The 11,529-nt window shown below is 44.1% G+C and carries 10 protein-coding genes and 1 pseudogene; 7 read left to right on the forward strand and 4 right to left on the reverse strand.

The genetic code is table 11. The features are described from left to right. Nucleotides 1–709: 709 nt before the first annotated feature. On the reverse strand, nucleotides 710–2,287 hold the full coding sequence (locus tag ACCI51_RS18905) for a phytoene desaturase family protein (RefSeq protein ID WP_371844978.1): 1,578 nt from the start codon (nucleotides 2,285–2,287) through the stop codon (nucleotides 710–712). Nucleotides 2,288–3,350: 1,063 nt separating this feature from the next. On the opposite strand from ACCI51_RS18905, the gene ACCI51_RS18910 reads away from it, so the two are divergent. Beyond that, nucleotides 3,351–4,766: a lytic polysaccharide monooxygenase gene (locus tag ACCI51_RS18910; RefSeq protein ID WP_371844979.1), complete on the forward strand. Its 1,416-nt coding sequence runs from the start codon at nucleotides 3,351–3,353 to the stop codon at nucleotides 4,764–4,766. A gap of 494 nt (nucleotides 4,767–5,260) precedes the next feature. Here the strand turns inward: ACCI51_RS18910 and ACCI51_RS18915 are convergent, their stop codons facing one another. Then, the gene (locus ACCI51_RS18915) at nucleotides 5,261–5,869 is read right to left on the reverse strand and encodes a hypothetical protein (protein WP_371844981.1); all 609 of its coding nucleotides are present in this window, start codon (nucleotides 5,867–5,869) and stop codon (nucleotides 5,261–5,263) included. A gap of 313 nt (nucleotides 5,870–6,182) precedes the next feature. On the opposite strand from ACCI51_RS18915, the gene ACCI51_RS18920 reads away from it, so the two are divergent. The 6 genes from ACCI51_RS18920 (at nucleotide 6,183) to ACCI51_RS18945 (ending at nucleotide 10,048) form a co-directional block, all read left to right on the forward strand. Further along, complete coding sequence (locus tag ACCI51_RS18920) at nucleotides 6,183–6,890, forward strand: alpha/beta fold hydrolase (RefSeq protein WP_371844982.1); 708 nt, start codon at nucleotides 6,183–6,185, stop codon at nucleotides 6,888–6,890. A gap of 68 nt (nucleotides 6,891–6,958) precedes the next feature. Next, on the forward strand, nucleotides 6,959–7,177 hold the full coding sequence (locus ACCI51_RS18925; protein WP_371844983.1) for a GDCCVxC domain-containing (seleno)protein: 219 nt from the start codon (nucleotides 6,959–6,961) through the stop codon (nucleotides 7,175–7,177). Nucleotides 7,178–7,535: 358 nt separating this feature from the next. Next, nucleotides 7,536–7,895, forward strand: coding sequence for a lysozyme inhibitor LprI family protein (locus ACCI51_RS18930; RefSeq protein ID WP_371844984.1), 360 nt, complete (start codon nucleotides 7,536–7,538; stop codon nucleotides 7,893–7,895). Nucleotides 7,896–8,167: 272 nt separating this feature from the next. Beyond that, nucleotides 8,168–8,428, forward strand: coding sequence for a hypothetical protein (locus tag ACCI51_RS18935; protein ID WP_371844985.1), 261 nt, complete (start codon nucleotides 8,168–8,170; stop codon nucleotides 8,426–8,428). A gap of 530 nt (nucleotides 8,429–8,958) precedes the next feature. After that, nucleotides 8,959–9,441, forward strand: a complete 483-nt coding sequence (locus ACCI51_RS18940) for a hypothetical protein (RefSeq protein ID WP_371844987.1) — start codon at nucleotides 8,959–8,961, stop codon at nucleotides 9,439–9,441. A 286-nt stretch (nucleotides 9,442–9,727) separates the two neighbouring features. Beyond that, on the forward strand, nucleotides 9,728–10,048 hold the full coding sequence (locus ACCI51_RS18945) for a cupin domain-containing protein (RefSeq protein ID WP_371844988.1): 321 nt from the start codon (nucleotides 9,728–9,730) through the stop codon (nucleotides 10,046–10,048). A gap of 144 nt (nucleotides 10,049–10,192) precedes the next feature. Here the strand turns inward: ACCI51_RS18945 and ACCI51_RS18950 are convergent. Together ACCI51_RS18950 and ACCI51_RS18955 are read right to left on the reverse strand one after the other, a co-directional pair. Beyond that, nucleotides 10,193–10,387: pseudogene (locus ACCI51_RS18950) on the reverse strand (alpha/beta hydrolase); the annotation flags it as partial. Between the two features lie 214 nt (nucleotides 10,388–10,601). Then, entirely contained in the window at nucleotides 10,602–10,877 is a 276-nt protein-coding gene (locus ACCI51_RS18955; protein ID WP_371844989.1) for an alpha/beta hydrolase fold domain-containing protein, read from the reverse strand. Nucleotides 10,878–11,529 lie beyond the last annotated feature (652 nt).

The raw sequence follows: 11,529 nt of genomic DNA on the forward strand, positions 1-11,529 counted from the left end.
AGCCTACAGCCAGCTGACCTCTCTCGCTATTGCCAAGTGTGTCGGTTGTTATGGGAATCTAGGGGTTTTGTTTATTTGGACGGCTGTTGGCATGGTGGGGTACCTCACCATGCCAACAGTATTCGTTGGCTTGACGCAGCTTAAGTCTTAAAGGCTGCTGTATCCAATCTATCATTGTGGCACTCCTAGTTTTATTGATTAGTCATATAGGTGGAGACACGGAGCAAGGGCATACTTTTCTTATACTTATTATGTTTTTCGTGGTTCTAGCATTCTGTCAGGTGGTGTGATGCCTAGAATTATATCGCTGGTGGAATTTTCAAACTTTCTTCAGCCTTTCCAGTTTACCAATCCGAGTTAGCGGCCCAGCTAAAATGTACGCTCTTGAGCATGGTTTGGTGCATATGACCAAGCATCGCTAGTAAGTTTGGAAGTTCGCTGCGAGTAGTTGCTGCACGAATCTGCTGCTGAATCAGGGTAAAATAGACTCTTTTTGGGGGCAATATTGGCCTGGATAGGATTAAGATCTACATAGACCATACAGGCTATCAGCACTCTTCAATTGTGGTCCCTGCACCTGTCAGTCTGCAAGTGCAGGCATTCACCCAAATAACGTATATCCCAGCTGTATCTTGAGTGGTAAATCTTGACCTGAACACCACTATGAATAGTGGCTGTACTGGGTTCGTAAGATCAGTACGATTCACTCTTATTTATCCCTCAGAATCTCCATAGCCGCATTATGCCCAGGCACACCAGTAACCCCACCTCCCGGATGGCTACCGGAGCCGCAGAGATACAGGCCCTGAATCGGCGTGCGGTAATCCGCATAGCCCATAAAGGGGCGGTTGCTCCACAGTTGGTCTAGTCCCAGGGCACCATGGAAGATATCGCCTCCCATCAAGCCAAACTTGCGCTCTAAATCCAGCGGTGAGTGGATTTGTTGGGCGATGATGGCATCACGGAAATTGGGTGCATAGTTGGTGACGGTATCGATAATGGTCTGAGCTGCCTGCTCACGGTAGTCGTTCCAGCTTTTGCCTTCCGGCAGTTCCGGAGCGAATTGCTGGCAGAACAGGCTGGCGACATGTTGACCCTCGGGGGCTAGGGAAGGATCGATGGTGGAGGGGATCAATATCTCAACAATGGGTTGCTTTGACCAGCCATATTGGGTCGCATCTATATAGGCTTGTTCCAGGTAATCCATGGTGGGACCAATGACGATTCCAGACTTGTGGTGCGGTTGTGCGTGAGTACCAGGCTTGCAGGTAAAGTCTGGCAGCTCAGATAGTGCGACATTCATACGGAAGGTGCCCGAGCCCACTCTAAAACCACGTATACGGCGGCGGAACTCCGGTTCCAGATGTTGTTCGTCAATCATCTGGGAGTAGAGCAGTTTGGGGCCAACATTGGCGATTACTTTGCTGGCAGTAACGGCTTCTCCGTTGCTTAGCCGCACTCCGGTAGCGCGACCACCATCAATCAAAACCTCCTTAACTTCAGCGTCAGTGCGAATAGTGACCCCGAGGTGCTCTGCTTCTTTACGCATGGCCTGAGTGATCGCACCCATACCGCCCATTGCATGGCCCCATGCGCCTTTCTCGCCGTTAACCTCGCCAAATACATGATGCAACAACACATAGGAAGAGCCGGGTGTGCTGGGTGCGGCATAGTTTCCGACGATAGAGTCGAAGGCAAACGCCGCTTTGACATGGTCATTTTCAAACCACGCATCCAACACGCTGGCAGCACTCTTAGTGAATAGATCTAGCGCATCACGACGGGCGGACATGCTGAGCTTTTTCGCTCTCAGACCAAAGCCACCAACGCGAAGTAAATTCGCAAAGCCGCCCCCCACGTTGGGAGGCGCCCGTAGCAGTTCTTCTCGCAAAATGTCAGCCACGGTTTCTAGCATGGCATAAAAGTCAGGTAGGGTGGCTGCGTCCCGTTCCGAGAAACGTGCGACTTCTGCTTGCGTAACTGCAAGATTCTTGTGAAAGGAAAGACTCTCTCTCTCAGAAATAGGGAAGAAGTTTGACTGTGGCCGTAGTTTGATTTCCAGGCCATGCTCGCGTAGCTGAAGGTCTTCGATGATTTTCGGGTTTAGCAGGCTAACAGTATAACTTGCCACAGAATTTCGGAACCCAGGGTGGAACTCTTCCGTTACGGCAGCGCCGCCAACAATGGAGCGGCGCTCAAGAATCGTTACATTTTTCCCCGATTTGGCTAGATAGCAGGCACAGACCAGGCCATTGTGGCCACCGCCAATAATTAAAAAATCCTTCATTATTGTTCTCTGATTGGATAAATATCAGTGCCGATTGTTGTCAAAAAACGCCAAAAAATAAAGGGGGTTAAATATAGCTCTGTCGAAAGGTTTGTTCGCCTTGTCTGTGTCTCTATATTTAAACGATTGGAGGTTTTTGGTACAGGAATTTTGTGTGCTATTAGGTGAGTGAGCTAGAGATACGGAGACTAAATAATAGGTTGAAAAATTTATGGGAGGTTAAGGAAACGTCTATTTTAAAATTAGGGGTATATCAGGGTGTAAATAGTTATGGGGTGTGTGAAATAGGGCGTCTTGTCCTGGGCAAGGTCTAATAAGCGTATTATACATCTGATGAAAACAAGATGCATAAGTAAAGTCAATGTAAAATATTAAAGCCGAGTTGAGCCTTTAAGTGGTTCATGCTGTTTAGTGGCCTCAATTCACTCAGTAGATTTACGGATTCTTATATCATCTTTGAATCCGTCAGTTAGTCCGCCACAAAATGTTCTCTGGAGTGATTGTTATTTCCAGTCCTGATTCTTTCTAAGAAAGATATTGTTGGTGGTGTCAGTTGGATGGTGAAGTGTAAAAGTTAGTTTTCTGGGTTGATATATTTGGTGTGCACTTTTATATGGTGAAAAAGTAGTTTGCCTCATGATTGTGCAGGAATTATGAAAATATAAAAATTTTCTTTTGCGTACTTTTGTTTATGTTTTTTTGTGTTGGGGTTTGTATTTCATTTGTTTGATGGGTTTTGTTATTCGATGTCAAGCTTGCCAGTGGGAAAAGGGGTTGCTGCAGGATTGCTCTAATAAAGGCCGCTTATTGGTCTCCGTGTGCTTTTTTATCTTCCCTGTATAGTAATTTTTTCCGGTCTATACTTTTTCGTTTGTGTGAAATTATTTAATGAATCACTAGGAACCGTGCCAATGAGTGGCGGTCCATAACTCCGTCACTAATGGTCGAGGTGAGGGATACTTCGGCAGAAGATGGACCTATTCAGCAGGGGAAGGACATTGGACAAATTTGAATAACAGGCAAAGATATGATTTTACGAAAGACCAAACTCGCATCTATGATAATGCAACCTGTATTAAACCGCACATTTATGGCTGTGGTATTAGCCGGGTTCAGCTCGAGTGCACTTAGCCATGGTTATGTTGAGGCCGCTGATGATGGGGTTGCATCTGCGCGTGGAACACTGTGCAAATATGCCCTCGACACTGGGGAGATGAATATTGATTGCGGTGCGGTTCAGTGGGAACCGCAAAGTATTGAAGGTAGTGAAGGTTTCCCTGAAAGTGGGCCTGCCGATGGGCAAATTGCCAGTGCCGGAAATAGCGCCTGGTCAGAACTGAATATACAATCTTCTGACCGTTGGGTTAAAAATTATATCAGCTCTGGTTGGCAAACTTTTAAATGGCGTTTTACTGCAAACCACGTATCCCGCGATTGGAAATATTATATTACCAAAGAAAACTGGAATCCGAACGCAGTATTAAACCGTGATCAGTTTGATCTTGACCCTTTTTGTGAAGTCGATGGGAATTATGAGCAGCCACCGGTAAATATGACACACGAATGTCAGGTACCAGATCGTGAGGGTTACCATGTCATTCTTGCGGTGTGGGATGTTGGTGATACTGTAAACGCTTTCTATAACGTAATCGATGTTGAGTTTGATGGTGATAATATTATTAATACTGAGTGGAGGGTTGGAGGCAAAATTAATCCGACACAAGACTTAAATGTTGGCGATAAAGTGTATACCCGTGTATTTGATAGCACCGGAGAAAACGCAGCGTATTCAACGGTTCTGGAAATTACTTCAGATGAACAGGGCATTGCCGAAAACTGGTCTCATGATTTAGCTGTGCTCATTAATCAGGATCAATCCAGTATCCGTGCGGGCGATTATGATGGCAGTAGTAGTTTTGAGCCGCTATACGGTATTAATGATATCCATCTGTTAGAAGGCAGTGGATTGGTAAGCGTTGAAATTGGTTACGAGCTCAGTGCAGACCAAGAGGATGACTCAGCGGATACCAACGATAACGGTTCTGGGGGCTCAGGAGGCACTGGAAATACCGCCTGTGCTGCGTTTGAGCAGCCCTATGCCGGGGAGCCGGGCTACTCTGTCGGTGATGTTGTTGTCTTCGAAGGTGTTGTCTACGAGTCCAACCACGAGCCAAATTGGTGGTCTCCAAACGCAGCCCCAGCCCTGTGGAACGAAACGGCCTGTCAAACGGACGGGAATGACTCGAACAGCGATTCAGACGCTGGCTCTGACGAAAGTACAGCTGGCGAAAGTGGCGGCGGAAACGAGGGTTCGGCAGCCTCCTGCCCCGAGTTTCAGCAGCCTTATGCGGGTGATGGCGGCTATTCGGTTGGAGATCGGGTGACTTTCGAGGGGCAGGTATATACCTCGACCTTCGGTCCGAACTGGTGGTCCCCGACGGCAGCACCCCAATATTGGGAAGAGAGCTCTTGCCAGTAACCGAGATACATTTAAACGCCTCCCGAAGGGGAGGCGCTCTCGGAACAATTTAGGGCAGAGTAATATATGATGTCTTATAAAGCTTATAAATAGTCCCACCTACTAGTCTGTAGCGATCATTTTTAAATAAAATTATCGCTCACTTCACCTGTCATGTCCCAGATAGTGTGCATGAGTATTCCATGCTACATGGAAACAGTCGCCACGCTCGCGTATGTTTTGAAGAATACCTTGTGGTCTATACAAGTTGGTTTAATAATAATCAGCGCTGATAATTGCTAGGATGCTTATGGTAAGCCCTATTTATATTCTGAATGTCCGGCTCAGGAAAAATAGAGTTTTGCATGTTAATACATGCCGTTGGTAAAAAGTATGCGTTGTATTTTAACCGGATTATCTGTGCATAGATAATTCCAACTTAGATGTTGAATACAATGTGATTTCTGTTCATATCTATTTTCTTTAGAGCGTTTATTTTTTCTTTGTGAGGTATGCTAATTGTTTGATTCGTCGGTCCTGTTTCTTGAGTTGATGGTATGAATTACCATGCCGGCAGATATTTCAGAGAGCCAGTTGGTGATTCTATAGAGTACGGATTTGTGTGAATTTTCAGATTCGCGCCACCCACTTTTTTCCATGGATGCGAGAGTGGCATAGAGCAATAATTTACCTTCAACTCCAAGTTTAGAGCCATATCCATGAATGATATAGTTTGAAGATGTAGTGTTGATTTCTATACTGTAGTTGGCGTCAGCGACTCGGAGGGCTATAGAAATATGATTTGGACGGTTTTCAGTTTTTTCTGAGACAATTGATGTTGAGGTTCCGTCGACCGATAAAGATACCTGTATAGACCCGCTGAATTCTTCAACTTGAAATATAGACCTATTGGCTAGTTGAACTATATCAGATGTAGAAATGTTTGAGTTGGCTAATGAGCGTTGGGCAATAGAGCTCAGAGAGTTTATGTGAGAGCCCTCAAGCACATTGTTTGAGATTTTATCGGCTACGACAATGTTTGAAAAATTAATGAGTAAAATGGATGTCAATGCTGCCGTCTTAGTTTTCATTGGTCTAGAAATTTTTAAAGGGTAAATATACATAAGAGCCTAGTTTGATTGTTGGTGCCTGCTTTGCTCATATTTACATGACGGGATATCTATCCTTTGGGAGGAATGAGGTGGCAGATTGTCGTAGGCTGTATGAAGTAAGGAAGAAATAGGCATGAAAAACATAAAATAATAGAGAGATGGCGAATACTATAATGTAGAGTCCTAAGTCCTAACTGTTGTTTCATAGTTCTTCTTAAAAGAGTGTTTTTTTTAAGGTGTTCATTCGTACCGTTAGGGTTTAAATCAAACTTTGTACGCTTTCCATAGGGTGTGCATGGGATATTGATAGCAATGAGGGTAATGCATGGCGGTTTTCGTTTTAGTACATGGTGCCTGGCAAGGTGGTTGGTGTTGGAAGCGAGTAGCAGAACTTCTGCGCGAATCTGGTCATGAAGTATTTACTCCGACCTTAACTGGCCTAGGCGAGCGGGCACATCTCCTGAATAGTAAGATCGATGTGGATACACATATTCAGGATATTCTTGGAGTGATTGAGTGCGAAGAGCTGTCTGATATCACTTTGTGCGGTCATAGCTATGGGGGGATGGTAATTACTGGCGTCGCTGACAAAGTACCTGAACATATTCGCTCTCTTGTTTATCTCGATGCCTTAGTGCCAGAAAATGGACAGAGCGCGCTAGATCTCCTACCTACGGAAACGACTTCCAGTTTTCTGGAGAGTGCCAGAACTACAGGTGCAGGATTTCGAGTGGCACCCGGTCGCGCTGGAAATTTTGGGGTCAATATACAAGATCAGGCATGGGTAGATCGGCGTTGCGTAGATCAACCTCTCAAGACTTTTGAGCAGGCAATATATTTAGAGGGGGCGTGGAATCAGATACCCAGGCATGTATACATCTACGCTACGGGGTGGGATCCAGGAATTGGAGAGCAGTTTTTCGATCAGGCCCAACGGGAGGCGGGGTGGGAAGCGATAACTATGCAATGTGGGCATGATGTGATGATAGATAAACCTCAAGAACTAACACAGATTTTGATGGCTTCTATATAATTTTAGATTTAGGGGTATGGAAGTATCTATTTATATGGTTGTAACGCAGAAAAGGGTGTAAATGATTCATGAAAGAATTAATTCTGACATCGATGATTAGCTGCCCCGTGTGTAATCACTGCCAAGAGGAAGCTATGCCGGTTGATGCTTGTCAGTGGTTCTACCAGTGCAAGTGCTGTGGGAAATTGTTAACGCCTAAGAAGGGGGATTGCTGTGTATTTTGTTCCTATGGAACGGTCTCGTGCCCACCGGTACAGCAGGGTGGGGGAACCTGTTGCTCACCTTAGTGGTTAGTGGAGGAGAAAAATATTTTTTCCTAACATTTCCATAGAGGATTTCTGAGCTCTAATTTCCGTCGTAAGGATGTTACTTGTTTGGTTTTTAAATACTATGATGAGTACGGGATATTTTTCAGAGTTAGTGTTTGTCGGTACGCTTTCAGTCTTTGTAAGTGTTCAGATGATGGGTTTTTCGCAGCCTATAAAAGCGCCTAAAGACTTTGAAGGTCATCATTGCTATTTAGTATGATGTATCAACTCATAGGTATTAACTTTATTAGTAATCTATGTGGTATTAAACTGCGCTACTGAAATTCTATTGAAGGGCCAGTTTACGGAGTTGGCTATGAAGGTTCTTTGATGGCTAGTGTTGCTACTAACCTATTCTTTAGTTGGGATAGACTATGACTGGAATAAATGGCAGGAACAGTGTAACCCAGAAGAGCGAACGCAGCTGGAGCTGAATAAGTGCGCCCACCAACAGTTTCTACTCAGCGATAGTGAGCTAAACGATACTTACAAATTTATTTTGAGGTCTCTTAGGCCGGAACAACAGCAACAATTACGTGCAGAGCAGGGTCTATGGCTTAAGACTCGTGACTCAAAGTGCCGTGCTCAGGCTGATGATGAAGCTGCAGGAGGGTCTATTTGGCCTATGCTGTATGAATTGTGTCGAGCTAGCGTAACGCGGCATCGAACGCAGGAATTGCGTGACTGGAAACCATAGCAATAATCACGAAATTTTTTTGGTAATAGTATTTTCTAAATCATTTTTTCGTCTGTTGTGCGGCTGGAGTGCCTTTTTAAAAGTGTGACTTTATGAAAGCTATTTTGATGATCTACTGGTTTGCTATTACTACTCTCCCACAAGATTGCCCTAAGGTTTCCTCTGACCTGATGACGGTGGTTGGGCCTCATATCGAGTAACTACGGGGGAGTATACTGTGTAGTGCAACCCTTTCAGCAAATTCAGGAGATAAAGAGGTAATCCTTTATAGCGTGGGTGGATCTTGTATTGGGCAGGATCAGCCTTCTGGGAGTTGTGGGAACATAGTTGTAAATTATTTAGCGGCTGCTGTTGATTCTAAGCCAATTAAATCGTTTAAATATAGTGGGTTTTTAGTAAGTGATTTAAAGTTAGATGGGGACTTAATTCAGCTAAGAGGTAAAAAACTTGGCAAGGACGATCCAAGCTGCTGCCCAAGTATTGATGCAGAATCAACCATAAAGATTTCTAAGAATGGCTTTATTCCTCAGTAAATCCAGGGTAATAAATTACTCTTTTAGTCTGCTAATATTAAATGATCGGATTGGATTATTTGTGAGTAGATAGCTGAATTTGCGAGTCGAATTGGTTGCCTCTTTCATTAATATTCCGAGGAAAGCGTTAAAGTGTGAAGCGTCTCGCAGTTTAACTCTAATAGATAGCCATTTGTGTTTATCTCTTTCCTGAGGTGTCCAAACTCGCGCAGGGGTCTTTTGGTATATTTCTCATGCTCAGTGTGGCTTGATCAGCGCTCCTCAGGTTGAAGATTAGCTTTTTCAGGTTGTAGATCCTCTGGGGGAAGTGCTTATGTTTCCAGCCATACGGATATCCGGCCCTACTAGGGAGTTGAGCCTGAGGCAAGTATTACATTCTATTTTTTGGGTTTTTTGTATTGGATTTTTTCAATTTTAGTTGATCCTAGGTAAGACTGGTATATGATAGTATGGCCCTATATAAGGTAAATATCGTTTCGTGTTTGGTATGTTTTTTGGATTTCCTTCTTAGGTTTCAATGATTGGTAATCATGTTTAAATACGGTTTAACTGCACTGTTAATTTTTGCATTGGCCTCGTGTGACAAGTCTGCTGAGATATCTCGTGATGATACGCTTAGTCCTCATATTGTCTCTGATGGAGTTCAAGAAGATTTTGTGACGCATCAAGATAACCCATTGGAGCTCGATGGGCCCAATGATACTGCTGAAAGTGATGCTTTAGTCGAGCAAGCTGTTGCTGAGAGCACCGCAGTAGCAGCGGGGGGGGAGGGTGAGCCCACTCAGTCAGTGAGCCGTAAACCTATAGATATTAGTGCGGCCTTTGATGAAGAATCTGTTTCTGGAGATGGGTATGATTTCTCCAGAAAAGATACTCTTCCAGACCTTTTTGATCCGAAGGAGAAGGAGAACGGGGTCTCTTTTAAGGGTAAATTAATCAATGATCCAGCAAATCCAGATTACTTCGACTCTGTAGAGGGTGCGGAATTTTCTGTAGAGGTTAAAACCCGATAACACTATACAGTTTATGTTGTGCTAATTTATCGGTTGGTTTCTGGTAATATATAAGTCAAATTCCTAGGGCCGATTATAGGGCGTATAAACAGAGAGTTTTTGGGGGGCTCTACCATCTTTTATTGATCAATTTACGTGATACGTTTCCAGAAGTTGTCCTGCTCCAACACTCCTGTTTTTAATATAAATCTATGGTAATTTTATAACTTGCTATGCGCGGTTTTTTGAAGCTTAGCTTGAGTAGTGGACGAGAAATAAAGAACTTGTAACAAGGAAGATCTATATAATGTCAGGGGATTATCCAGCGAGAATTAAGCAGTTGCCTTTGTATGATGGCCGATTTGATGCCTATAGGTTAGAGGCAGAGGGCAGCGATGTACTTTTTGCTTCTTATCCAGCAGGCACTTCTATACCGGCCCATACCCATGAGACAGATAATTACGTCGTGATTACTAAGGGAGAATTGATTCTTAGTATCAATGAGAACGTACGACGGTTTGGGGTCGGTGATTGGTACCATGTGCCTGCAGATATTGAGCACTCGGCCCATTTTGAAGTCGATACGGATGAAATTGAATTCTGGTTTGATCCAAGTGAGAAACCTTAAGTGATTATAAGATTTCCTTTTTATGATATGGTTTGTCAAGCTCGGTGAACCCTAAGCTCCAATAATAAAAAAACCAATAAAATACGGTTAATGCAAAGGCTATATCACAGGCCTGTATCGATACTCTATTACTCGGTTTACGCCTCAAAAGGATTTGATAGCGTGAATACAATTTTTCATGACTCTAATGGAGATAGACAGTTTTGCTGCGAGTAATTCCCAGGCATGAATAACACCTGGACACAGGTGAAACTCGGTACTGACATCGACGTTGATTAGTAAGCGCCCGTACTGGCTGTTTTCATCTCGGAATATATCCAGCTCCGCTACCTCAAGATACGCTGCTGCAAATCTTCAGCGTTATGTAAGTGTGCCGGTGCTACAACAGAGTTTATGTTGCTTTTGCCCACGGCATCTCTAAGGTATGCCTGTCATGTGGTAAGCTTGTCAACGCTACTCCAGAGCACATAGGGTACAAGATTGGAGTCCTCAGTAATATTTCTGTCGTCGAACATTGGATAGATCAGAATTTGTCTGGTTAATATGGTCTGCGCTACCGCCGTCCGCCGCCTGTACTATCGCCGATTACCGTGAGCCGTTTTGGATTGACTCCCTGCGATTCGGCATTCTTAGATAGCCAATTTAGTGCTGAATAGTAGTCTTCAAAAGGGAGTAGGGATGGAGGGGTACTCTGGCGTTTTGCAATATCCCACCGTATCTGCAAGCTTTTCCATTGACAACTTTCACCAGGACGCTTTGTATCGATAAGTCCTCTGGTCTTGGTTGCTCGCGGAAAAGCGCTCCTAATACTCTCTCTCCAACTTCGCATCTTGTCATTGCATCACCCACAGTAATTGGCTCAATAGATTCCAATAGAGCGCTGAGTTTTGTTAGGGGTTGGATGAGCTGGAGGGCGGCCGAAAAAACCATAGTCCATCCGTAATTTATAATCTGGAGTTGGCTACCGATCTTGTTGCGAAATAGGCATATACTGGGCGCCTATAGCTTCACATATGTTTTCGTACACTGCATTGTAAATGAGGGCTGAATCTCCGTGCTTCAGTGGTTGGTACGGCCTTGGTATGACGCGAATCCGCCAGTAAAGTGGCGCTAATAAAAATTCCTAGTCATATTCAAGGGTTATTGTTTATTGGTAGTGTCATTGTGCTGAAAATAATTTCCCCTAAGTGGTTTTTTCTCTGATGGGATTAATAGATTTCGTGGTTCGGGGAGGCATTAGCCGGACAGCAGCTGAAAATATAGATTGCGGTTTAGTGTCCAATTTATTGGTGCATCCTGAAATATGCATGAACTGTGGAATGGTTAATTAGCGTTAAGGGTCTGTTTATACCATGGAGAATTAGTGTAATTTTCTTTCTGGGGTAATAGTGCTTATTATTCGAGCCCAAGATGAATATCCTAGATTCCCATAACAACCGACACACTTGGCAATAGCGAGAGAGGTCAGCTGGCTGTAGGCT

The organism is Microbulbifer echini (assembly GCF_041447225.1).
GTDB lineage: Bacteria > Pseudomonadota > Gammaproteobacteria > Pseudomonadales > Cellvibrionaceae > Microbulbifer > Microbulbifer echini.

What these genes read in the sequence shown, in the direction of transcription:
- ACCI51_RS18945 (WP_371844988.1), top strand. Translation starts at nt 9,728, where the DNA reads ATGTCAGGGGATTATCCAGCGAGAATTAAGCAGTTGCCTTTGTATGAT.
- ACCI51_RS18925 (WP_371844983.1), top strand. Translation starts at nt 6,959, where the DNA reads ATGAAAGAATTAATTCTGACATCGATGATTAGCTGCCCCGTGTGTAAT.
- ACCI51_RS18905 (WP_371844978.1), bottom strand. Translation starts at nt 2,287, where the DNA reads ATGAAGGATTTTTTAATTATTGGCGGTGGCCACAATGGCCTGGTCTGT.
- ACCI51_RS18955 (WP_371844989.1), bottom strand. Translation starts at nt 10,877, where the DNA reads ATGCGAAGTTGGAGAGAGAGTATTAGGAGCGCTTTTCCGCGAGCAACC.
- ACCI51_RS18920 (WP_371844982.1), top strand. Translation starts at nt 6,183, where the DNA reads ATGGCGGTTTTCGTTTTAGTACATGGTGCCTGGCAAGGTGGTTGGTGT.
- ACCI51_RS18915 (WP_371844981.1), bottom strand. Translation starts at nt 5,869, where the DNA reads ATGTATATTTACCCTTTAAAAATTTCTAGACCAATGAAAACTAAGACG.
- ACCI51_RS18940 (WP_371844987.1), top strand. Translation starts at nt 8,959, where the DNA reads ATGTTTAAATACGGTTTAACTGCACTGTTAATTTTTGCATTGGCCTCG.
- ACCI51_RS18910 (WP_371844979.1), top strand. Translation starts at nt 3,351, where the DNA reads ATGCAACCTGTATTAAACCGCACATTTATGGCTGTGGTATTAGCCGGG.